Origin of the sequence: Megasphaera sueciensis (assembly GCF_050219315.1) — a bacterium.
Lineage (GTDB): Bacteria > Bacillota > Negativicutes > Veillonellales > Megasphaeraceae > Megasphaera_A > Megasphaera_A sueciensis.
The window spans coordinates 2,703,857-2,728,166 of sequence record NZ_CP116939.1; the positions used below are offsets into that span (position 1 = coordinate 2,703,857).

21 protein-coding genes and 1 other RNA gene are annotated in these 24,310 nt (G+C 39.7%); 14 read left to right on the top strand and 8 right to left on the bottom strand.

Annotation, left to right across the window (positions count from 1 at the left end):
• The first annotated feature begins 87 nt into the window (after positions 1–87).
• The 3 genes from dapB to dapA are packed head-to-tail and all read left to right on the top strand — an operon-like array spanning position 88 to position 2,862.
• Positions 88–885 carry a 4-hydroxy-tetrahydrodipicolinate reductase gene (gene dapB / locus NXG62_RS12985; protein ID WP_427112843.1) on the top strand — a complete coding sequence of 266 codons (798 nt, stop codon included), beginning with the start codon at positions 88–90 and terminating at the stop codon, positions 883–885.
• A 30-nt stretch (positions 886–915) separates the two neighbouring features.
• The gene (locus NXG62_RS12990) at positions 916–1,950 is read left to right on the top strand and encodes an aspartate-semialdehyde dehydrogenase (RefSeq protein ID WP_427112845.1); all 1,035 of its coding nucleotides are present in this window, start codon (positions 916–918) and stop codon (positions 1,948–1,950) included.
• 27 nt (positions 1,951–1,977) lie between these two features.
• Complete coding sequence (gene dapA / locus NXG62_RS12995; RefSeq protein ID WP_427112846.1) at positions 1,978–2,862, top strand: 4-hydroxy-tetrahydrodipicolinate synthase; 885 nt, start codon at positions 1,978–1,980, stop codon at positions 2,860–2,862.
• A 135-nt stretch (positions 2,863–2,997) separates the two neighbouring features.
• Here the strand turns inward: dapA and NXG62_RS13000 are convergent, their stop codons facing one another.
• On the bottom strand, positions 2,998–4,260 hold the full coding sequence (locus NXG62_RS13000; RefSeq protein WP_427112848.1) for a DEAD/DEAH box helicase: 1,263 nt from the start codon (positions 4,258–4,260) through the stop codon (positions 2,998–3,000).
• 135 nt (positions 4,261–4,395) lie between these two features.
• Here NXG62_RS13000 and NXG62_RS13005 point away from each other — a divergent pair, with 135 nt between their 5' ends.
• The 4 genes from NXG62_RS13005 (at position 4,396) to NXG62_RS13020 (ending at position 7,144) form a co-directional block, all read left to right on the top strand.
• Complete coding sequence (locus NXG62_RS13005) at positions 4,396–4,560, top strand: hypothetical protein (protein ID WP_427112850.1); 165 nt, start codon at positions 4,396–4,398, stop codon at positions 4,558–4,560.
• A gap of 108 nt (positions 4,561–4,668) precedes the next feature.
• The gene (locus tag NXG62_RS13010) at positions 4,669–5,913 is read left to right on the top strand and encodes an IS256 family transposase (protein ID WP_083615847.1); all 1,245 of its coding nucleotides are present in this window, start codon (positions 4,669–4,671) and stop codon (positions 5,911–5,913) included.
• Between the two features lie 78 nt (positions 5,914–5,991).
• Entirely contained in the window at positions 5,992–6,285 is a 294-nt protein-coding gene (locus tag NXG62_RS13015) for a hypothetical protein (protein WP_427112852.1), read from the top strand.
• Positions 6,275–7,144: a hypothetical protein gene (locus NXG62_RS13020; RefSeq protein WP_427112853.1), complete on the top strand. Its 870-nt coding sequence runs from the start codon at positions 6,275–6,277 to the stop codon at positions 7,142–7,144. Before NXG62_RS13015 ends, NXG62_RS13020 begins: the two co-directional genes overlap by 11 nt.
• A 100-nt stretch (positions 7,145–7,244) precedes the next feature.
• On the opposite strand, the gene potE is transcribed toward NXG62_RS13020, so the two are convergent.
• The 4 genes from potE to NXG62_RS13040 all read right to left on the bottom strand — a co-directional run bounded on the left by potE (position 7,245) and on the right by NXG62_RS13040 (position 12,956).
• Positions 7,245–8,579 carry a putrescine-ornithine antiporter gene (gene potE / locus NXG62_RS13025; RefSeq protein ID WP_427112854.1) on the bottom strand — a complete coding sequence of 445 codons (1,335 nt, stop codon included), beginning with the start codon at positions 8,577–8,579 and terminating at the stop codon, positions 7,245–7,247.
• Between the two features lie 320 nt (positions 8,580–8,899).
• Positions 8,900–10,084 (bottom strand): acetyl-CoA C-acyltransferase, encoded by a 1,185-nt coding sequence (locus NXG62_RS13030; protein ID WP_322351505.1) that lies wholly within the window; start codon positions 10,082–10,084, stop codon positions 8,900–8,902.
• A 371-nt stretch (positions 10,085–10,455) separates the two neighbouring features.
• The gene (locus NXG62_RS13035; protein ID WP_427112855.1) at positions 10,456–11,637 is read right to left on the bottom strand and encodes an acetyl-CoA C-acetyltransferase; all 1,182 of its coding nucleotides are present in this window, start codon (positions 11,635–11,637) and stop codon (positions 10,456–10,458) included.
• Positions 11,638–11,834: 197 nt separating this feature from the next.
• Positions 11,835–12,956: an amidohydrolase gene (locus NXG62_RS13040; RefSeq protein WP_427112857.1), complete on the bottom strand. Its 1,122-nt coding sequence runs from the start codon at positions 12,954–12,956 to the stop codon at positions 11,835–11,837.
• Positions 12,957–13,238: 282 nt separating this feature from the next.
• Between NXG62_RS13040 and NXG62_RS13045 the strand changes: the two genes are divergently transcribed.
• Positions 13,239–14,396: an IS110 family transposase gene (locus NXG62_RS13045; protein ID WP_427112084.1), complete on the top strand. Its 1,158-nt coding sequence runs from the start codon at positions 13,239–13,241 to the stop codon at positions 14,394–14,396.
• A 131-nt stretch (positions 14,397–14,527) separates the two neighbouring features.
• Here the strand turns inward: NXG62_RS13045 and NXG62_RS13050 are convergent, their stop codons facing one another.
• The gene (locus NXG62_RS13050) at positions 14,528–15,631 is read right to left on the bottom strand and encodes an amidohydrolase (RefSeq protein WP_322351506.1); all 1,104 of its coding nucleotides are present in this window, start codon (positions 15,629–15,631) and stop codon (positions 14,528–14,530) included.
• A gap of 191 nt (positions 15,632–15,822) precedes the next feature.
• On the opposite strand from NXG62_RS13050, the gene NXG62_RS13055 reads away from it, so the two are divergent.
• Both NXG62_RS13055 and NXG62_RS13060 read left to right on the top strand, forming a co-directional pair.
• Positions 15,823–16,590, top strand: coding sequence for a hypothetical protein (locus NXG62_RS13055; RefSeq protein WP_427112858.1), 768 nt, complete (start codon positions 15,823–15,825; stop codon positions 16,588–16,590).
• 2 nt (positions 16,591–16,592) lie between these two features.
• Positions 16,593–17,072, top strand: coding sequence for a YjiG family protein (locus NXG62_RS13060; RefSeq protein ID WP_427112859.1), 480 nt, complete (start codon positions 16,593–16,595; stop codon positions 17,070–17,072).
• 77 nt (positions 17,073–17,149) lie between these two features.
• Here the strand turns inward: NXG62_RS13060 and rarD are convergent, their stop codons facing one another.
• Complete coding sequence (gene rarD, locus NXG62_RS13065) at positions 17,150–18,052, bottom strand: EamA family transporter RarD (RefSeq protein ID WP_427112860.1); 903 nt, start codon at positions 18,050–18,052, stop codon at positions 17,150–17,152.
• 801 nt (positions 18,053–18,853) lie between these two features.
• Here rarD and NXG62_RS13070 point away from each other — a divergent pair.
• Entirely contained in the window at positions 18,854–19,699 is an 846-nt protein-coding gene (locus NXG62_RS13070; protein ID WP_427112862.1) for a ketose-bisphosphate aldolase, read from the top strand.
• Between the two features lie 313 nt (positions 19,700–20,012).
• On the opposite strand, the gene ssrA is transcribed toward NXG62_RS13070, so the two are convergent.
• Positions 20,013–20,363: a transfer-messenger RNA gene (gene ssrA / locus NXG62_RS13075) on the bottom strand.
• A gap of 327 nt (positions 20,364–20,690) precedes the next feature.
• Here ssrA and NXG62_RS13080 point away from each other — a divergent pair.
• From NXG62_RS13080 to NXG62_RS13090, 3 genes are read left to right on the top strand one after another with little or no spacing between them, the layout of a single operon-like run.
• Positions 20,691–21,638 (top strand): ABC transporter permease, encoded by a 948-nt coding sequence (locus tag NXG62_RS13080; protein ID WP_427114287.1) that lies wholly within the window; start codon positions 20,691–20,693, stop codon positions 21,636–21,638.
• 14 nt (positions 21,639–21,652) lie between these two features.
• Positions 21,653–22,603: an ABC transporter permease gene (locus tag NXG62_RS13085; RefSeq protein ID WP_427112863.1), complete on the top strand. Its 951-nt coding sequence runs from the start codon at positions 21,653–21,655 to the stop codon at positions 22,601–22,603.
• Between the two features lie 45 nt (positions 22,604–22,648).
• A complete protein-coding gene (locus NXG62_RS13090) occupies positions 22,649–24,274 on the top strand; it encodes an ABC transporter substrate-binding protein (RefSeq protein WP_427112864.1) in 1,626 nt (541 codons plus the stop codon).
• The last annotated feature ends 36 nt before the right edge of the window (positions 24,275–24,310 follow it).

Genomic DNA, 24,310 nt, shown 5'->3' on the forward strand with positions numbered 1-24,310 from the left:
ACACGAAATTTTATTGACGTAAGGTTTTAATAGGTATATATTATAAACAATTCAATCATTAATTATTAGTATAGGGGAGGAATACCTATGTTGCGAGTACTTGTAAATGGCGCTGACGGCAGAATGGGAAGCCAAGTCGTTAAAGCTGTATATGAAGATAAAGAGCTAGAGTTTGTTGGCGGTGTAAGTGTTACGTCTATAGGAGAAGACTGCGGAGAATTAGCCGGTATAGGTACATTGGGTATACCTGTCCGTGAAGGATTGGCTAAGTCTCTGGAAGATATTAAACCGGATGTAGTTGTTGACTTCACAATTCCAAAAGTTATTTTTGATAATGCCAAAATCGTTATGGAACATGGCATTCATATGGTTGTAGGGACAACAGGACTTACGGCTTCTCAGAGAAATGAACTTGGAAAAATAGCAGACGAACATAAAACTAATATTTTCATTGCTCCTAATTTTTCTATTGGCGCTGTTCTTATGATGAAGATTTCTGAAATCATTGCACCCTATATGCCTGATGCCGAGATTATTGAATTGCACCATAACAATAAGCTGGATGCACCATCAGGAACTGCTATTCTCACAGCTGCAAAAATTAATGATGCCCGTAAGGCGGCACACGTAGAAGCCGCTCTCGATAAAACGCATGAAAGCCTTGAAGGCGCCCGCGGAGCCAAAGTGGATGATATACCTGTGCATAGTGTTCGTCTTCCGGGATATGTAGCACATCAGCAAGTCCTTTTTGGAGGGTATGGGGAACTACTTACTATCCGTCATGATTCTTTGGATCGTAAATCTTTTATGCCAGGTGTTATTTTAGCTGTTAAAAAAGTGGGTTCTTATCCAGGCCTGACTTTTGGGTTGGAAAATTTTTTATAAAATAAGGAAGAAATTTAGGAGGGGTTTACTTTGAAGAAACCGGTAGTTGCGATTTTGGGTGCCACAGGTGCCGTAGGACAGGAATTTATCCGTTTGATTGAAGAAAGAAGTTTTCCGTACAGTGAATTGAAATTATTGGCTTCCAGTCGCTCGGCGGGTAAAAAAGCAACTGTCAACGGTAGAGAATATACAATAGAAGAAGCTAAACCGGAATCTTTCGATGGTGTAGATATAGGGTTATTTGCCGGGGGCTCTATTAGCAAAGAATTAGGACCTGAAGCAGCAAGACGAGGATGCGTTGTTATTGACAATTCCAGTACATTCCGAATGGATCCTAAAGTTCCGCTTGTTGTTCCTGAAGTGAATCCGGAGGATATCTCCTGGCATACAGGTATTATTGCCAATCCGAATTGTTCGACTATTATTATGTTGATGGCATTAAAACCTATTCAGAACTTGTCTAAAATTAAAAAAATTGTTGTCAGTACCTATCAGGCTGTATCTGGTGCAGGAAAAGAAGGTATTGATGAATTAACGGATGAAGTTAAAGCTTATCTAAATGGAGAAGAAATGGTTCCGCATATATTACCAAGTAAGAGTTTGCCGAAACATTATCCGATTGCTTTTAATATTATTCCTCACATTGATACGTTCCAGGAAAATGGGTATTCTAAAGAAGAAATGAAAATGGTCAATGAAACGCATAAAATTTTCCATGATGATGCCATTGAAGTTTCTCCGACGACGGCAAGAGTTCCTGTATATCGCAGCCATTCTGAATCTGTCCTTGTAGAAACAGAAGATGAATTGTCGATAGAGGCTATTCGCAAGGCAATTGATGCTTTCCCAGGAGTGCAGATTCAAGATAATTTGCAAGAAATGGAATACCCAATGCCTTTATATACATCCGATAAAAACGATGTATATGTTGGACGTATTCGCAAAGACTTATATAATGCGAAGGCTGTCAATCTTTGGGTTACGGGTGATCAAATTCGAAAAGGCGCAGCACTGAATGCACTGCAAATTGCAGAATATATGCTAGAACATAAGATGTTTAAATAAAAAAATTAGAAAAAGGAGTGAGTCATTATGTTGAAATTTGGTAATGTTATTACAGCTATGATTACACCATTTAATGATGATGGGTCTGTTAATTATGAAGCTGCCGTGGAATTAGCAAAATACTATGTAAATAATGGTTCTGATGGAATTCTTGTTGCAGGGACAACGGGCGAAGGTGCAACGATGTCAGTTCCGGAAAAGATAAAATTATTTAAAGACGTTGTTAAGGCTGTAGGCGACAAGGTTTTGGTAATGGGGAATACCGGTTCTAACGATACGGCCGCGACAATAGCATTTACAAAGGAAGCACAACAGACAGGGATTGATTGTCTGTTGTGCATTGTGCCATATTACAATAAGCCGAATCAGGCGGGGTGCTATGCTCATTTTAAAGCGATAGCCGAATCAACAGATCTTCCTATTATTATTTATAATGTTCCTGGTCGTACAGGCGGAAAAATTTTACCGGAAACGGTGGTTCGTCTTGCGAAGGATTTCCCCAATATTGTCGGTATCAAAGAAGCAAGCGGGGACTTGGTAGCAGCTACAAAAATTGCCAGTGATGCACCTGAAGGTTTTTATGTTTACAGTGGGGATGATTCATTAACACTGCCGATTCTTTCCGTGGGAGGATGCGGAATTATCAGTGTTGCTTCTCACATTATAGGGCCACAGATGAATGCTATGGTACAGGCTTATAAAGATGGAGATACAAAGAAAGCAATGGAATTACACCAAAAGTATTTACCCGTTATGACGGGAATCTTTTGCACGGTAAGTCCCACTCCTATTAAGACTTGTGTAAATATATTGGGATTACATGGTGGGACGTTTCGGCTGCCTATGGTGGATGCCGATGAAGGTACAAAGACATTCCTTATTAAGATGATGAAAGATGCGGGAATCATGTAAAGAAAACAGTAATAAAAAACACGCACATACATTGCATGTATGTAGTGACCCCATAAGCTAGATTTCCAGGTCTAATTTATGGGGGTCAGTACAGTAAAATGTATGCGCGTGTTTTTGTTTTGTATTATTTCTGTTCTATTTGCGGCGGCGACGATTATCGTTGCCACGATGTAATGTTTTGTGTGTTTTTTTCTTTGTTGCCTGATAGGAACTGATGGGTAATTTATCATTAAGGACTTGTTTCTTTTTAGGTGCTTGATTTCTTGATTTTATTTTGATTTGTCCTGAAGCAGTATATTTTGTAATAGTTGCTTTGATATTGTGTTCTATGCGCCGTACCCAATTTTCGTCTGCGGCAGTAGCAAAGGTGATGGCCAAACCTTGATTTCCGGCACGACCGGTTCGGCCGATACGATGTATATAGTAATCTACATCATGAGGAACATCATAGTTGAATACATGTGTAATTCCTTCAATGTCAATACCTCGGGCAGCAATGTCCGTGGCTACCAGTATTTGTGTGCGTGCCCGTGCAAAATCTCGCAATACTTGCGTGCGTCTGCCTTGAGACATATCACCGTGAAGTTCACCCAGATTGAAATTTTTAGCGAGTAATTGGCTGGATAGTATGGAAGCTCGTTCCTTTGTATTGCAGAAAATAACAGCTAAGTATGGATTCATTTCTGTTATCATTTGACAGAGACGGTCTAACTTATGTTCTTCGGAAATCATATAAATACGTTGTTCAATATTTTCCAAGGCAATAGTTGAACCTTCTAAAATATTGAGAACTAACGGATTTACCATGTGTTTTTTTGCCAGTGCCTTGATTTTATCAGGAATAGTTGCAGAGAAAAAAAGGAGTTGACGGCGTTTGGGTGTCATGCTGATAAGTGTATCTATATCTTCGAGAAAACCGGCAGCCAACATTTGATCTGCTTCGTCAACAATAACTCGGCCGACACCGCTTAAATCAAGGGAATTACGTCCACAATGATCAAGCAGACGACCCGGAGTGCCAATAATGATTTGAGGATGACGATGAAGTTTTTGCAATTGGTTTTCAATCGTTTTTCCGCCAATTAAGTTGAGTATATCAATGCCTGTTGGTGCTGCAAATGTTTGTGCAACATCAGCAGTTTGTTTTGCTAATTCGCGGGTAGGGGTAATAATTAAAACCTGCTCCATATGGATATTGACTTGAATTTGTTGTAATGCCGGCAATAAAAATGCATACGTTTTTCCGGTACCCGTTTGCGCCTGTGCTAATATGTTCCGTCCTTTAAAGATGGAAGGAATCGATTGTTCCTGAATCATGGTGGGAGAATGTATACCTTGTTTTTTCAATATTTCTATAAGAGCGGGAGTAACCCCGAGAGCCTGAAATGTTTTTGTCATAAGTATCCTGTACCTTCCTTTAATCTATTTGTTTATTATAACAGGAATTATATAAAGTGTGCAAATATCCTGTGCTTTTTTAATAAAAATCTGGTATACTAATGATTGTGAAATAAATCAGTTGGAGGTAGAAAAATGAGTTGGTGGCGTGATATCTTGCGTCAATGTGTTTTTATGTGTTTGTTTATTATACCGATACCGATTGGCGCATATACGATACATAATGGATCCAGTGCTGTGGTGGCGCTTATTTCTTATTTTGTACTGTATTTTTGCATTCCTTTGGGGAGTGTAAAATGAAGTGTGTAAGTTACCGGTAACCAATTTACTAACTTACGCACTTCATTTTTTTGTCGAGGTGCGGTACACTATCAGAAAGCAGGTTGAAAGGAATTGAGTACAGCACTGATGAAGAAACGTAGAAACCCGAGTGAGAAAGGCCAGGCAATCGCCAAGCTCATCATGGAACAATACCAGCCGAAGACGCAGGAAGACATGCAGATAGCGCTGAAGGACGTGTTCGGTCCTATCTTCGAAGCTATGCTGCAGGGCGAGATAGATAACCATCTCGGGTATAGCTCCAATGATCATAGCAAGAAGGAAACCTCCAACCGTCGGAATGGCTATACGGAGAAAACCATCCAGACTTCGGTCGGCGAGGTCCCCATCCGCGTCCCACGGGACCGCGAATCTACCTTCGAGCCCCAGGTAGTCCCCAAACGCACCAAGGATGTCACAGGGATCGAGAGCAAGGTACTGGCCATGTATGCACGCGGCATGAGCCAGCGGGATATTGCCAAGACGATTGATGACATCTATGGATTCGAGCTGTCCGCAGAGAGCATCTCGAACATCACAGACCGAGTGATGGACGAAGTCCAGCATTGGCAGACACGTCCTCTGAACCCCTTCTACCCCTTCTTGTTCGTAGACTGCCTGTACGTCTCTGTACGCAAGGATTATGAGACCAAGAACCACGCTGTCTACGTCATCCTCGGCTATGACATCAATGGCTCGAAGGATGTCCTGGGCCTTTGGATGAACGAGACGGAGGGCAAACATAACTGGATGCAGATATTCGATGAGCTGAAGGCCCGTGGCGTTGAAGATGTCGGATTCATCTGCATGGATGGTGTCTCCGGTTTGGAAGAGGGAGCAAAGTCCATCTTCCCCCAGGTGGTCGTGCAGCGCTGCATCGTCCATCTGATCCGCAACTCCATCAAGTACATCCCATCCAAGGATTACAAGGCCTACACGACCCAGCTCAGGAAGGTCTATGGAGCCGTGAACCTGAAGAGTGCTGAGGCCGAATTCGAGCGGTTCAAGCAGGCCTGGAGCCAGTACCCCGGTGCGGTAGAAACATGGAAGCGGAACTGGCAGCATGTCCAGCAACTATTCAACTATGGCAGTGCCGTAAGGAAGGTGATGTATACCACCAATGCGATAGAGAGCGTGAATTCCAGCTTCCGAAAAGTCACCAAGAAGGGCTCGTTCTCCAGCGAGGAATCTGTCTTCAAGGTTCTCTATCTCAGGGTAAAGGAACTCTATGCCAAGTGGGAAGGGCATCATATCCAGAACTGGGCGATGGTCAGAAACCAGTTGGCTATGGATGATAAGCTGCAAGCTCGTATCCTGAAATACGAGAAATTTTAAAGCCAGCAATCACTGGTAACGCATCTTCTTTTATGATACCTAAAAAAACTTACACACTTAACTTGACAAACCCTTCCTTTGCTGTATCTGGGCTTTGATGAAGCGCGTTTTGGAAGACAACAGCGTTTTATTTGTCGGCGTTCTTATGTCATTATGTGGATTATAGCTGTTGTAACATTATCAGTATTTAGTTTGGCCATAGAAGATATATGGAAAAATTCTTCTTTTTGGGAATGGCCGACATTGGCGCGTGATATTGTTTTTATTATTTTTATGTATGTGGAAGTTAGCATGACTATGTTGGGAGCGTTTATCCTTACGCAATTACGATATATGGATATGGCTATAACAGGAGGATTTCATGAGAAATAAGCTGGCCGGTAAGATGGAACATGTCATTTGGCTGTTTTTGTGGATAATACCTATTCCTTTTGGTGCATTTTCTACAGACCGCATGGGACTTGTTACTATTTCTGTATTATTATTTTTATTGCTCTCTATTTTTGTACCTGTTGTATTTCGTTATCACCAAATGAAAAAAAAGGGGGAATCGCCATATGTGCGTATTCCCTTTATTTTATATGGCGGTTTTGTGGGACTGTTTATTGGTTTAGGGATTTTGAATGGAGTTATGGCTTTTTCTATTTGGAAAATATATGTGGGAAGATTGGTATTGTATACAATCTGGATGTTTTTTTTGGTTTGTTTGCAATATGCTCTTGCTAATTTGTTTTCATATTGGCATGAACGGAGACGAAGTTTTTGGTATTCTGAATTTCTGGATCCTGTTTTATATAGTTTGCCGTTACCTTGTTCGGTGTTGGGGATGTTTTTATTTCCAGCTGTTTCCACTACAGATTTGTCTGGACAAATTCTGATGGGCGTAGCGATTATCATGAGCAGTATGGTATACCTTTTTGCTGTTTTTGTTCTGGCAACTTTTGCATTTTATTTTTATCCAAAAAAGCATTCGCCTATGACGTTGCGGATGCATATCATTTCTTTTATTCGAATTTTCGTGATGGGATTTGTCTGGATATTTATCAACATTATGGTTTTTAATACAAAGACATCTATTATGGGGACTATTATATTTACGCTGATGCCTGTATTGCAAAATAATTTGTTGGTATTTTTTTCCCCCTTTGTGTATGAAGGAATCGTAATCACCATAGCTGTTGCTGTAAGTAATATAGTGATGCTGGCATTTAGAGACAATATGGATGGATAGTTACCCGCCTTACTTAATAGGGTAAAAAAGAGCTGAGAATATAATTCGCAGCTCTTTTTTTATGGATTCATTGAGGTCGTATAATACACTCACTGGTTTTTTATTTTATATGATCTTCTATAGGAAATGGCTGCTTATGCAGATTAAATTTAATAGCATAACCGACAATACCTATTCCGGCTGCAATGACGCCGCCGATAAAGGCCGCTTCCTCTGTTGTGGTTAGTGCGTATACACAATATATGATTGATATGCTTGCCAAAAAATAGGCAAGGTTTCTATTGCAGCTTTTATTGCTTATATGTTTTTTTGTTAGTATGGACTTAAGTGATGCTGCGCAAAGAATATAAGGAATGATATTTGTCACAACAGCTAAATTTGCTAAAAGTTCAAATTGAGCAGCTAAAGTAGGACTCATAGTCATAAGAGATAAACACATCTGCATAAGGAGAATTATAATCATTCCCTGGATCGGGGCATCAGCATTTGTTACTTTAGCAAATATCTTTGGAAATAATCCGCGTTCTGCACTAGTCTTAAATACTCTGGCTAAAGTAAATTGCCAGGAAAGCAATGAGCCTGCGCAGGAAATGACCATAAGACCCATAACAATTTTTCCGATTTCAGAGCCCAGCATATAGGAAAATGCTATGCCAAAAGGTGCGTTAGAAGTTAAAATAATATCATTGGGAACGATTCCAAATATGGCATTGGTAGAGGCAACATAAATAATGGCTACAGCGACAGTACTGACAAAGGTTGCGATAGGAACATTTTTTTGCGGGTTTTCCACCGCATCCATATTAACAGCGGCCGATTCTAGTCCAAGGAAAGACCATAATGTCAGTGCAATAGAGTTACCGATAGCATCGCTTAAAGGCACATTATTAGGATTCCAGGCAGATATCCATAAAGAAGGATCAAACCAATACCAGCCAATAATGCTGATTCCTAAAACGGGAAGTATAGCGCCCCAAATAGTTATAGTACTGCGTGTGCCTGATTGGCGTGTGCCACTAAAGTTTAAAATAGCACCAAGCCAAAGTAAAGATATTGTATAGATGCACGTTTGCAGGGGAGTTAGTGTTATACTGAAAAATTCGGCGCCATACCCTACGGCTGATATGGCAATAGCTACATTAGCAATAACGATAGAAACAGCATAGGAATAATTTGCCATAAAATGTCCTATTCGTCCAAATGCATATTCAGAATAACCGCCCATTCCACCGGGTTTTGTAGAAAACATTCCACACCTGGCGAACGTCATAGCTAAGGCTAAAGAGCCTAGAGAAGTAATAACCCATGATATAATAGAAATAGTTCCTACCTGGGCGAGTTTGGTTGGCAGCATGATAATGCCGGCACCAAGCATATTGGCAGCTGTCACAAAGGTGAGCTGGACAACAGACATTTTACGGCATACAGTTTTCATTATCAGTCCTTCTTTCTTTAAAACAAATATAATAATTATATATTTTGAAATTTTAAAATCAATTTATTTTATCATTTTTATATATAAAATTAAATAGTTAAATTTATAAAAAATAAAAAAATGAATTTATGACTATGCATAATTTATATAGTTGTTGTTTGAAAAATGGAAATATTACAAAGCGGGGGTATAATAAAATTTGAGAAATATACATTTTTTATTATAGAACTTCGTAAAATGAAGTAAGGTATTATTTCAGATAAATATAAAAAGCATGAATTCCGAAGAATTCATGCTTTTTATATTTATCTGAAAATAGATTATTTTAAACGTTGGATAACGCAAGCAGTACCCTGTCCGCCACCGATGCAGAGAGCAGCTAAACCAAATTCACCGTCACGAGCTTGTAAGCCATTAAGAAGGGTAACCATAATACGCGCACCAGAACATCCAATTGGATGGCCCAAAGCAATAGCGCCGCCATAGATATTTGTTTTATCCATATCTACTTTTAATTCACGGCAGCAATATACAGCTTGTGCTGCAAAAGCTTCATTTAATTCAATAACATCCATATCGTCAATAGTCATGCCAATTTTAGCAAGTGCTTTGCGCGAAGATGGAACCGGACCAGTACCCATGATAGCGGGTTCAACACCGGCAGAAGCCCAGCTAAGAATTTTAGCTAATGGTTTGAGTCCTAACTCTTTTGCTTTATCAGCGGACATAACAACAAGAGCTGCAGCCCCATCATTGATACCGGAAGCATTACCAGCTGTAACCGTACCGTCTTTGATGAAAGCAGGACGCAATTTAGCAAGATCTGCGGCTGTGCAGTTCGGACGAATAAATTCATCCTTATCAACAACGATATCGCCCTTTTTCTTGTGAACTATATAAGGAACGATTTCACGGGCAAAAGTGCCATCCTGTTGAGCAGTATAAGCATGCTGTTGAGAACGGAGTGCTAATGCATCTTGATCTTCCCGTGAAATACCGAAACGTTTGGCAATATTTTCGGCAGTTACACCCATGTGATAATTATTTTCCGTGCAAGTTAAGCCATCACGAAGCAGTAAGTCTTCGAATACTCCGTTGCCCATGCGATATCCGCGGCGTCCCTTAGCAATAGCATAAGGAGCGTTGCTCATGTTTTCCATACCACCGGCTACGATGATATTTGCATCACCTAACTGGATCTGCTGTGCAGCTAAGGAGATACAACGAAGTCCGGAACCACACAGTTTATTTACGGTGAGAGCAGGAACTTCCTGGGGTATACCGGCATGGAGCATAGCCTGACGAGCTGTATTTTGTCCTTGACCGGCCTGAATTACATTACCGAATAATACTTCGTCAATTTGGTCGAGAGGTACATTCTGAGCACGGTCTAAAGCACCCTTAATTGCAGTAACTCCAAGATTTACTACGGGAACATCAGCGAAGGCACCATTGAAGCTACCAATAGCAGTACGTACAGCACTTACGATAACAGCATCTTTCATTTGAAAACCACCCTTTCTGAATGTGAAATAATGAGATATATTTTAGCTAGTAGAGTATATCTGCTGCTTAAAACCATTGTATATATTTATATAAAAAAAGGTAAAATTACAGGAATAATGAAATATATTTTTATCGTTCTGTTTTTCACAATCTAACAATAATATAGTACATTTTTTCACAAAATAATGCAATAGAAAAAGAATATTTTAATTTTATTTTAATTTATCTTTTACTTGAAAAAGTATTTTAATAAATTATTAGAATGATAATACCGTTTTTCATAAGAAAATTATATCATAATAAAATATAAAACCACCAAAAAAAAACATGGATTAAAAAATCCATGTTTTTTGCAACTTAAAATCAATAATTATTTGATACGTTCTACGATGCAGGCAGTACCTTGGCCGCCACCAATACAAAGAGAAGCAAGGCCATATTTGCCATCGACTTCCTGTAGTCCATAGAGCAACGTTGTAAGAATACGAGCACCAGAAGCTCCGATTGGGTGTCCGATAGCAATAGCACCGCCATGAATGTTGACTTTGTTCATATCAACTCCCAATTCACGGCAGCAATATACTGCTTGGGCAGCAAAAGCTTCATTTAATTCAAAGAGGTCTATGTCCGTAATGTTCAAACCGGCTTTTTCAAGGGCCTTACGTGAAGAAGGAACCGGGCCGGTACCCATAATGGCAGGATCAACGCCAGCCGAAGCATAGCTTATAATTTTGGCTAATGGTTTGAGGCCAAGTTCAGCGGCTTTATCAGCAGACATAATAACAAATGCAGCGGCTCCATCATTAATGCCGGAAGCATTGCCAGCTGTAACTGTGCCGTCTTTAATAAAGGCAGGTTTCAATTTGGCGAGATTTTCTTTGGTAGAGCCTTCGCGCGGAAATTCATCAGTGTCAATAATAGTATCACCCTTTTTGCCGTGTACGACGACCGGAACAATTTGACTCTTGAAATCACCGTTTTTTATGGCTTCGCAGGATCTAATCTGAGAGCGCAATCCTAATTCGTCCTGTGCTTCACGGCTGACATCAAATTGTTTAGCAACATTTTCAGCGGTGACACCCATATGATAATCATTAAAAGCATCCCATAGGCCATCTTTGATCATAATATCAATGAGTTGGCCGTTTCCCATACGGTATCCCCAGCGAGCTTTAGGAATAGCATAGGGAGCAGCCGACATGTTTTCCATACCGCCGGCTATGATGCAATCAGCATCACCTGCCTTAATAAACTGTGCAGCCATAGATACCGTACGCAGTCCTGATCCGCAAACTTTATTTACTGTTAATGCAGGAACTTTTACAGGAAGACCGGCTTTGATCATGGCTTGGCGGGCTGGATTTTGTCCTAAACCAGCTTGCAACACGTTGCCCATAAGAACTTCATCAATAATATCTTTTGAAATTCCTGCACGTTTAACGGCTTCTTCAATTACAACAGCACCCAAATCAATAGCTGAAACATCTTTGAAGGCTCCGCCGTATTTACCGACTGCAGTACGGCAGGCACTTACGATTACAACTTCTTTCATTAAAAAAACCACCTTTCTTTTTAAGTATATAATTATAGAATATAAACTATATGCGCCAATTAAGACATATGGCTTAGTTTAAGATTAATATACATAGTATATCATAATTCAATCAAAATATATAATACCAATATATAAATTAAAGAAAAAAAACTTGCATCATGCATTTTTGATAACAGTGGGATCTGAAATTTGTTTTAAATAGTATATGATTCATTGAGAAATCTTATAATAGATTTCTTATGAATCATAACGCCATTTTCTAGAGCTGATGTATCAAAGTGCATATCAGGATGATGAAGTCCGGGTTCTGCATCCACCCCCAAACCTGTAAATCCAGCTTTCAAGTGGGGAAGTTTAGAGGTATACCAGAAGAAATCTTCCCCCCCGGGCGTAGTAAAAGGCGGGCACAGCGCTTCCTTACCAAAGGATTCAACTATGATTTCTCCTAGTATTTTAGTGATTTCAGGATCCAATTCAGCTGCCGGTAATTCTGTGGGAGTTTCCAGACTTTCGACCGTGGCTCCGACCGTAGCGGCGCCTGCGTGAATAGCTCGAATTACTTTTTCCTTGAGTTCTTTCATCGTATCATTAAATTGAGCCCGAATGTCAAATGTAATAGCGGCATGTGCGGGAATGGCATTAGTAACACCGGAATCGCAGAGAAAGCGTGTGCATTTGGCGCTGCAAGCGACAACGGGGTTCATGTGTATTGCATTTACTGCTGTTATAGCGGCAATAGCGCCATCAATTGCATTGATTCCGAGATGAGGACGGGCACCGTGAGCGGGAATCCCCTTGATGACTGCTTTTATAGTACAGGAAGAGGAATAATACATTGCTTCAATGATTTGACCGCTGCGACATTCTTGGATAGGACGTATATGCATTCCTAATAAAATATCAATATCATTGATGACACCTGCTCCCAGCATGATTTTAGCACCAACGCCGATTTCTTCAGCGGGCTGAAAAATAATTTTTAGTTTTCCTTTTTTTATAGAGTTTTCTGCTATAATTTCTTCTGCGGCGGTAAGAAGCATTGCGCAATGGGCATCGTGCCCACAGGTGTGACGCTGTACGGGTTTCCCTTCTATAATATGTGTCAGGGCATCCATATCTGCGCGTATGCCGAGTACAGGTCCGGGGAGACCGCTGTCATATATGCCAACTATTCCAGTGGCACCACCGATATGGCGGGTAACTGCATAGCCGGCGGCTTCTAACTTAGCTGCTAAATATGCGGCAGTTTTAAATTCCTGCAATCCAGGTTCGGGAATAGCATGCAAATAGTTGTAATGTGTCAATACATTGGACATAGTAAAAACTTGTATGATAATTACAGAAGCAAAATTACATACTTTCCTTTCTTTTAATTGTAGGTGTATGTGACTATAATACATTCAGATGTTGTGGACTTTTCATAATTTTCTGTAGTTCAACTACTAAAAGGAGTGTATTGCCGTTTCATTATCTGAATTGTTTATAGTTGGATGTGCCATAGGCTGAAACCAGCGTACGAGTACTCATTTCAATCAAGTCTACGATGATAATCGTGAACGGATATCACATCATCAATAATAAGGAAAGGGGTGCATCCCATGATTTATGTCGGCATTGATATTGCCAAGCTCAATCACTTTGCTTCTGTATTATCTTCTGATGGTAAAGTCCTCGTAGAACCGTTCCAATTCACAAATGACAACGATGGCTTCTGTATGCTGCTCTCTGTCCTGAATCAGTATGACAAAGACAACCTCATCGTTGGTCTTGAGTCAACGGCCCACTACGGCAATAATCTTGTTGAATTCCTTGTTACCCGGCATTTTCCGGTCAGTGTGCTCAACCCTATCCAAACGTCTTGCATGCGGAAAAACAGAATCCGTAAGACCAAGACCGATAAGGTGGACACCGCCATTATTGCCCAAACGCTTATGACGCAGCCTTTCAGACGATTCACGCAGTACGATCTGGATCTGCTACACTTGAAAAACCTGGGCCGATTCCGTCGTAAATTGATGAAGCAGCGTACCCGCAATAAAATCATGCTGACTTCGTACCTGGATCAGGCGTTCCCTGAGCTGCAGTACTTCTTTAACGGAATCCATCATAAGTCTGTCTACGCTATCCTGAAGGAGGCGCCCTCGCCGGATACGATTGCTTCCATGCATATGACTCATCTGGCTCATCTTCTTGCCTCGGCTTCTCATGGCCGTTTCAAGAAAGACAAAGCTCAAGAAGTAAGAGTTCTCGCACGGAAGTCTGTCGGTTCCAGCGACAGTTCTATATCTATTCAGATAACCCAAACCATTGAGCAAATCGAGTTACTGGATAGCCAAATTGAAGATGTTGAATCCAACATGGAAACCATTATTCGTTCCATGGATTCAGTCATCATGACCATTCCCGGCATCAGTTGTTTAGAAGCCGGAATGATTCTGGGTGAAACAGGAGATGTGCATCGCTTTTCAGCACCCGGCAAGTTGCTGGCATTTGCGGGGCTGGATCCTTCCATCCATCAATCGGGAAACTTCAACGCCACTCATACCCGAATGTCCAAAAGAGGATCCCGATACTTACGATATGCCCTAATGTATGCAGCTCACAATGTGGTACGAAATAATGCTGTATTCAAACAGCTGTACGACAAAAAGCGTGATGCTGGTCTAAACCATTATGGGGCTTTAGGACACTGTGCCGGCAAGCTGGTTCGCATTATTTATAAAATGTTAACAGACAACGTCACATTTAATCTGTAAGCAGCTTACGAACATACCGTTGTGAAAAAGTTCCTGTTGGTGAGCTTTATTAAAGTTACCCTATTTTAAGAACCTGTAAACAAATTCATTTTTAGTTCAGAAAGTACTTGACTTTTCATAGTTGGTCTCCTTTACCCTAAATATTTTTTTGCAGCATATTCAAGAATGGCTGTACCTGTGGCAAGTGCAGTTGTATTGAAATGCATATCAGGATGATGAAGTCCCGGTTCGAGATCACAGCCAAGTCCAAAATAACCAGCATGAATCTGTGGTTTCTGTAAAATAAAATTATGAAAATCTTCACCGCCCGCTGTCTTTCCGGGATCGCATATTCCTTTTTTGCCTAGTACAGCTTCAATTGCTTCTGTATATAAAGCAATGGCATCATCGGTATATACGGCGGCAGGTACCAGGTTATACCAAGAGACATCAGCCGCAGCACCCATAGAAAGACTGGTATTTTCAATGGCCTGTTTTGCCTTAGTCAAAAGATTTGTCATGATATCATTTTGTTCAGCTCGAACATCCCAAATAATAGTTGCTTCGTCTGGAATTGCGTTTGTTACACCTGAGTTGCAGTCAAATTGTGTAGGTTTAATGCTGTAGGATATGTTGGGATCCATGCGAATAGTGGCAACTGACATGATGGCTAATGAAGCAGCCTCAATGGCATTGACGCCAAGATGAGGGCGGGCACCGTGTGCACGGGTTCCATGCACAACAGCTTTTAAACGTTGGCTGGCAGCATGATACATAGCCGGTGTAGCTTGCCCGAGCGGAACTTCTGATTTGGGACGTAAGTGAAGGCCTAATACCATATCGACATCATCAAGGGCACCGCCTTCTAATAAAGAAATTGCTCCGGTGCCTAATTCTTCAGCAGGTTGAAAAAGGATCTTTAATTTTCCTTTTTTTAAGGCGTGAGATTGCATTAGATTTTCGGCAGCAGTTAAAACCATGGAGCTATGGGCATCATGACCACAAGAGTGGCGGGCACATAAGCTCCCGTTTATCATATGGCCTAAAGCATCCATGTCGGCCCGCAATGCTAATGTGGGTCCGGTTATTCCCGTATCGTATATTCCCATAACACCGGTTGCATTGTTTATATTGCGTGTAACGATATAACCGGCGTTTTCCAGCTGGTCAGCCAGAAAAGCAGATGTTTTTCTTTCTTGCATTCCTAATTCAGGAATGGTATGTAAATAATTATATAAATCTAATACTCTGGACATGCAATTCCCCCCAAAAAAATTTAATATTTATAATTATATCATGCAAATATTAAAATGTTAAATACTTAAACTTATATAATGAAGAACAGCTTTAAATAAGGATATTACTATTGACTATATTTATATAATTATATACACTTTAATTCATGTCAAATATATAATTATACTTTTTAACTAAAGGAGGAGTACACGTGGATACTCAAAATTCGACAAATGAAAAGCAGCAACCACAAGTAAATGCTGCAGGAGAAAAAATGGCCAGAGCTGCAAAACTCAGAGCTGAAGGCGTGAAATTCGGGCATATTGGTGTCAAAGGGTATATAGCGTTACTTGTTGCTGTATTATTTTTTTCTGGAGTTTTCATGAAGCTGGAAGGCCTGAAATGGTTAAGTGCAATGGATTTTACAACGTTGTCAGGAGCTTTTGGTACCATGAAAAAGCCGGAGGTAAATAATTTTCTGGGTGCTGGAGGTACCGGTGCCCGAGTAGGTTTTTTATTTGCTATATCTCTTGCTCCGGGAGTGATGTTGGCATTAGGTTTTTTAGAAGTGTTTTCTCATTATGGTGCGATCAAAGCGGCTCATCGCTTACTTACTCCGCTGCTTCGTCCGTTCCTTGGTATCCCGGGGTTGACCGGGCTGGCCCTCATTACTGATTTGCAAAGTACAGATGCGGGAGCGGCATTGACGAAGGGACTTTACGATGACCAATTAATAACAAAAAAAGAGTTGATTATTATTAGTGCTTGGCAGTATTCCGGGGCAGGACTTATCAGTAATTATTTTACTATTGGATCCGCTTATTTTGCTTTTTTAGTATGTCCCATATGGCTGCCCTTAGTGGTTATGTTCGTATTAAAATTTACAGGTGCAAAATTTGTACAAATTATGTTAAATACGGTGTATAAAAAAGATTTTCAAAATGAAAAAGTACAAGACGCAGGACAGGGGGAAGCATAAATATGGCAAATGCAACACAACAACCAAATGAAACAAATAATCCTATTGACATTTTTATTATAGGAGCCCGCAAGGGATGGAAAATTGCTGTTAACAATTTGATGCCTAATATTTTGATGGCGTATACAATTGCTGAAATATTAAATATTATTGGAGTAATGAAAGTATTAGGTACTTTATTCGGACCGGTCATGGCTGTTTTCGGACTTCCAGGAGAAGCTATAACTGTATTGCTTACGACGTGGCTTTCCAGTTCTGCTGCGGTAGGACTTACTGTCAGTATGGCAGCGAACGGATTGTTGGATCCTGTGCATATTACGATTATGGCTCCTGCTTATTTCCTTATCGGAGCGCAATTGCAGTATATGGGGCGTCTTCTCGGAGTTGCCGATGTTCCGGTAAAATATTGGCCGTTGCTTATGGTTAGCAGTGGTATTAATGCATGTGTTTCTATGTTGTTTATGCACTGGTTTATTGTTTAAATCGTAATCTCATATAGGAATATAAATAAAGAAGGAGTGTCGAAACAGTGAAAATCACTGCATGCGGCACTCCTTCTTTATTTATATGTTTTGATTCTTTTTATTGCATTATTGCGCAAGCGGTGCATTGTATGAAATGAACCGAGTAGATAAAGGGCGACGGCAATCCATGTGCAGATAAAAGTTATAAGTAGCGGTATTGTTAATGTTTCCCCGGTACAAAGTCCAATGATTAGCGCCATACTGGGAGAAAAATACATGCATATACCTGAAACTGTAAAGGGAGTGCCTTTGACACCTGTTGTGAAAAGCATCATAGGAACCGCTGTAACAATTCCGGTCATAGGCAGAAGAATCCATTGCCAGCCATGCAGTATTCCGTATGCTCCAATGTTTGTATATTCACTGTAAATGATAAATAAAATGGAAAAAGGTACCATGGATACGGATTCAATAAATACGGACACTTGACTTTCTAAACGTATTTTCTTTTTCATCATGCTGTAAAAAGACCAAGAAAAACAAATGGTAAGGGCTAGATATGGGAATTGTCCATATAAAAAAAATGCAGCAAGTACACCTGCAGCAGCCAAAATAATGGAAATACGTTGCAGCCATTCCAGCTTTTCATGAAATAAACATGCACCGAAGAGAATAACTACGATAGGATTCATAAAATAAGCCAGACTAGTTTGTAAAATGAAGCCTTGCGTAATGGCATAAATAAACGTTCCCCAATTTAACGTGATAAAAATACAAGCACCCATAATATAAGGCCATTGCGCTTTATCTACTAATATATGTTTTAGTTCCGGCAGCAGTTTTTTTTGTAAAATTAAGACAAAGCATAAGGCTGCAGACCAAATAATTCGTGTTGCCAATGTATATAAAGGGGAAATTTGATTAAGCAGCAGCCAAAACAAGGGCAATAATCCCCAAATGAATTGACTTAATAAGGTGTAAAAAATATATATATTCATTTTATTTTCCTCTATTCATATAGAAATAAGTTATGCAAAAAGCCTAAAATAAAAGTGGTACTTATTATAGTGCCACTTGAAAAAATAGCGATACATTTGATAAAATGGATGTTTTTGAATTTACTTCGCTTGTGCTACTATATTTTTTTAAAGAAAATATAGGTGTATATATTGCAGAAGAAGAAATAGTACTTTATAATTTTAATAAGCATGATGCGATATTAAAAATGATAATAAAAATTTATTATTATATACTCAAGTAATTTTTACAGTATACTACATTTTTAGCGTCTGTCAAAGTTAGCGAGAGTAAAAGAGGTAAACCCTGAAACCTCCATCCTTCATATAGATAGATAATACATCCACCTTTGGAAAAGCACCTGTATCGATACATATCGGACAGGTGCTTTTCTTTTATATTAAAATTTTAACATTAAAACTATATGTTATAAAAATTACTAGTGATTGTTTTATATATATAACACGTATATATGTGTTTAAATAATACTACTTTAACTACTTTAAAAAATCGTAAATCGACTACTTTCATTAATGGGCGGATAAGGTTTTTGATGCACGGATGTGCTTAAAAATTGTTTTTATTTTGTGACGCTTAGCATAATTGTTGATTATGAAAAAGCGGTCTGGAGATTTGTTTGTCGATACAGGAACGGTTGTTTTGAAAGAAATAGTAGTGTAACTCTATTTGCTATATTATTATATATCATATTCCTGCTTGACATTGTAGAGAGAAAAGAATAGTATGATGAATAATGTTATTAGAGAAGAGGATAGTTGAATATGACACTTGTGAAAATGAGCAAACTCCTTTCTCCTATACGAGATAATTCATATGCGATAGGAGCCTTTAATGTTTCTAATATGGAAATGACCATGGGGGCAGTTAAAGCGGCAGAAGAACTTCAGGCACCTTTATTGCTACAGATTGCGGAAAGCAGATTAGCATATTCACCATTATCTGTATTAGGTCCGTTGATGCTGGCTGCGGCACGGCAAGCATCGGTCCCTGTCGCTGTCCATCTTGATCATGGAACAACGTGGGAGACAATAGAGATGGCATTGAAATTAGGTTTTACATCGGTTATGTTTGATGGATCTAAATATCCGTTGAAACAAAATATAGCAATGACACGGAAAATCAAGGAATTATGTAACTCTTACGGAGCAGAAATTGAGGGAGAAGTTGGCTGTATTGGCGGAGCGAAGGAAACGTACAGTGAGGATGAACTTCTTACTACTGTTGAAGGAGCGGAACAGTTTATTGAAGAAACAGGGGTGGATGCCTTAGCAATTGGGATTGGAACTGCGCATGGTCATTATACACAAAAGCCAAAGCTGCATATTGGACGGCTGAAGGAAATTGCTTCAGTCGTGGAGTGCCCGTTGGTATTACATGGTGGTACGGGACTTACACGCGAAGATTTTTGGGATTGTATCCATCATGGAATCCGCAAGATCAATATTGCTACGGCATCATATGATAGTGTTGCTGCTTATATACGAAATACGGCGGCAGTAAAACGTGATGCTGGATATTTTGACTTTAGTACGGCAGCTGTTGAAGGAACATATAAAAACGTAAAAAAGTATATGCGGTTGTTCGGTATGGAGGGTAAAGTAAAATAATCAGTAAGTGGTAAAACACTTGTTATGTCGTAATATGGGAAAATCTGGGATAATCGTTGATAGTCGAATTGATGATTTAGCAATACTACATGGTCCTATTGTAGGTATGCATTAGTATATTATACAACAAGGCTTTTTTGTGGCATACATATCTGAAATATAGAGTACTAGATATATACAGGTACTTGTTTGTTTTCAAAATTATATAACTGAATTAAAAATAGAAATCCGAATGATTTTTTGAAAATCATTCGGATTTCTGTTGGGGAAAAAAGAAATGCAAAATGCATTCTTCGTTTTTTGTACATATAAATGGTGGAGACGAGGAGAGTCGAACTCCTGTCCGATAACGCTGCCCCATAAACTTCTCCGAGCGCAGACCTTGTTGATTATCTTAAGCAGTGTTCGTACAAGGACAAACTAAACTGCTCCAGCCTGTAAGGTTCCCTTGTCAGCTTTCAGGCAAAGTTGATAGGTATCCTGCTAGATGACGTCTGCAATCTGCACGCAGGATTAGCAGAAAGAGACGTTAGCTGCATTAAGCAGCTAAGGCAAAATTTTCTTCTTTAGCGTTTAATTTAACGTTTTCACCGATTTACGGGCAGATGACACCCCGGCTCGCTATTTATGATACAACCGCCACCGTCGAAACCTTTACGTCCCCATGCTGTGCGGTACATATGTAGTATAGCACAAGTATGGGAAGAAATCCAAGTGGATAAATTGATGAATCAGATAAAAAAGAAAAGCAGCATGATTATAAAAATATTGCCATATAGATTTGTAATAAATTAAATATTATAAATAATATACTTGACTATTAAATTAATTAGTGTAATAATAAATCAAAGCAATGGTGCTATATGTATACCATTGCTTTTTTTTATTTATTTAAGGAATGAGGTGGTTAAAATTAATATCTACATGGAGAATTCGCAGAGAACCATATGACAATAACGCAATCATTTAAAGGGGGGAAATGCAAGTGGGTATGTATATTTTAAAAAGACTGGCTATTTCGATTCCTGTTCTCTTTCTTATATCCGTAGGTGCATTTGTCCTGGTACACCTGACACCGGGTGACCCGGCAGATATGTATATTACACCGGATATGACACAGGCTCAGGTTGAAATTACAAGAGCAGCATTAGGGTTGGATAAACCGTTAGTTGTACAGTATGTAGATTGGATTGGAAATTTTTTAAGTGGTAATATGGGATTTTCCTTTGGCAATCGGCAACCTGTATTGGAGATTATCGGGCAGCGTCTTAGTCCGACTTTAATACTTATGAGTATTAGTTTGCTTGTAGCCTATGTATCGGCAATTCCCTTGGGAATAATAGCAGCGTTACGTAAAAATTCCTGGGTCGATCGAGCTATTATTGGCTGGACATTTTTCAATGTATCTTTTCCGCCATTTTTTTTAGGATTGGCACTGATTTATCTCTTTGCTGTTCAAATTGATATTTTTCCGACCGGTGGCATGACGGTTCTCGGAGCAGAAAATGATATGGGTGATAGAATGATGCACCTTGTTTTACCAGTAATTGTTATGGCGTCACAGTTTTCCGCCAATATGATTCGGTATGTTCGGGCGAGTGTATTGGATGTATTAAGTCAAAACTATATTCGCACCGCTTTGGCAAAAGGATTAGATCAGAAACAAATTTTGTCTGCTCATGTTTTTCGCAATTCTCTGATTCCCATTGTTACAGTTATTGGGACGGATCTTCCTAAGGTTATTGGTGGTGCCGTTATAACGGAACAGATTTTTCAATGGCCGGGAATTGGCTCATTGACAGTTGCTGCTATTAATTCACGTGACTATCCGATACTTATGGCTATTGTTATTTTATCGGCGGTTGCTGTACTGGCTGCTAATCTATTGGTGGATATCATGTATGCCGTCATTGATCCGCGAATCAAATACAGTAAATAAAGGGGGAAGCGTATATGGATGCGGAAAAATTAGTCTTAGTTCATCAAAACGGCATGTTAGGTCAGTTTAATCCGGAATTTATTCAAGAAGAAAAAGCGGAACAGAAGAAGAATGCGGAAAAAGTGGAATCTTGGGGGAAAATTACATGGCGGCGTTTCTGTAAGAATCGAGTAGCGTATTGGAGCATGTTTTTGTTTTTTGCGATTATACTCTTAGCTGTGCTGGCTCCGATTATTTCTCCATATAATCCGGTACAGACAGTAGGTGCTTTTGACGAAGCACCATCAATTGCACATTTGCTGGGAACAGATGATGTAGGGCGTGATGTATTGAGCCGTTTGATTTATGGTTCTCAGGTTTCTCTGATTGTCGGCATCGGTTCAGTAATTATTTATGCAGCTATTGGCATCACCTTGGGACTTTTATCGGGATATTTTGGCGGAGCAATTGATAGTATTATTATGCGGATTACGGAAGTGTTTATGGCGTATCCACAATTTATGATTATTCTTGTTATTGTTAGCTTAATAGGACCAAATATGATAACCGTTATGCTGGTAATGGGATTCATGGGGTGGCCGCCTATTTGCCGATTGGTCAGAGGCGAAGTGCTTCGTGTTAAATCATTAGACTATGTATCGGCAGCCATTGTTACCGGCTATTCCCCAGGAACCATTGTATTTAAACATATTTTGCCAAATGTGTTATCACCGATTCTCGTTAATTGTACGTTTGGTATTGCATCGGCTATCCTTATTGAAGCTTCTTTAAGCTTTCTGGGAATGGGAGTACAGCCGCCGGCAGCTAGTTGGGGTAATATGTTGACGAGTGCTCAATCTATTACTATTTTATCAGAAGAACCTTGGCGTTGGATTCCGCCGGGAATTGCTATTCTTATTGCTGTACTCACGATAAACTTTTTGGGTGACGGACTTAATGAAGCGATAGATGGAGATTCAAAATAGAACATAGTATTGTAGTTGTATTGAAAATAAGAAAGGGGTATGATCATGGGCTTGTTAAATTGGATGCGTAAACGAAAAAGCCTTATCTTGGGTGTTTCTATGTTGGTAGGTGTAGCTATGCTTAGCGGATGCGGCGGAAATAAAGGTGGAGCTGGCGGAAAAACGGGAGATACCTTGTATATAGGAATGACAAATGCGCCGGATTCATTTAATCCATTGTTTAATCCGGGGATCGCTGGACAGTTTGCAATTCGTTTTATGTATGATACATTGCTGGGAATGCCGGAACCTAATAAATTTACACCACAATTAGCAGAAAGTTTTGAATCTCAGGATAATCAAAACTTTACTATTAAAATTAATCCTAAAGCAAAATGGACAGACGGTACGCCAGTTACCGCAGCTGACGTAGTGTATACACTTAATTTAATAGCGAATCCTAAGGTAGAAACATCTAAAGGAACGTATATTAATATGCTGGAAGGTGTAGATGATAAGGGAAAATTAGTTAGCGGCGATGCGATTCCGGGACTTGCAGCCAAGGATGAAAAGACGGTTGTTTTTAAGACAAAAGCGCCTGTAGATCCCAATTATTTAAAAAGTATGTTAGGGTTTGAGGTATATATTGTACCGAAACATGTATTTGAAAAGATTGATCCGGCAGCTATTGCTAATTCAGAAGCAGCAACAAAACCGACAGTGACTAGCGGTGCATATAAGTTTGTGGCTTATGTTACTAATGATCATGTTGAATATGCAGCCAATGAAGACTATTACAAGGGTGCACCCAAATTGAAAAAACTATTTATTCGGGTGATGAATGGGACTAACCTCGTAACGGAACTTAAGTCTGGTAATGTGCAATTAGCAGCGGGCGGCGGCATAGGCGTCATCCCTGTCAAGGATTTGGATGTTTTGAAAAAAGATAGTAAACTGATTGTTAAAACAGCACCTTCTTTTGCGGGACAGTATTTGGAAGTAAATAACAGCAATCCTATGTTTAATGTTAAGTTCCGCCGTGCAGTTACAATGGCCATCAATAGAAAACAACTTGTTGATCAGCTCTATAAGGGAACAGCACAAGTAGTTCCGACCGTATATACTATGGCTAGCCCGGTTTATGATAAGAGCGTGGAACCACTGCCATATGATCCTGCTAAAGCTAAGGAAGAATTAGCTGCTTCTGGATTTGATACATCGAAAGAATTAACCTTGCAAGTTCCTTTGGGAAATGTATTGCGTGAACAGTCAGCAGATCTGATTCAGCAAGATCTTAAAGCGATTGGATTGAATGTAAAGCAACAAAAATTAGATTTCCCTACCGTCCTTGGAAATGCTAAAAAAGGCGATTATGAACTGTTGCTTTTGGGATACGGTCTTACGGCAGATCCGGATTACAGTTCCTATTTTATTCCCGGCGGCAGCAGCAACTTCGCGCACACGGATGACCCAACACTTACGGATATGATGTTAAAAGCGGCTGCGATGACGTCGGCAGATCAGCGTAAAACGGCATATGTTGAAATTCAAAAATATATGCGGGATAATCAATTTGTTACATCTTTATATGAAACGGATTATATTATGGCTCAAAGCAAAAATCTTAAAGGCGGCATCAAAGATTTCTGGGAAGGTTCATTGGATGATATTAATGAATGGCATTTTGAATAATGGAAGCCCCGGCTATTACTCAGACAGAGAGGAGCG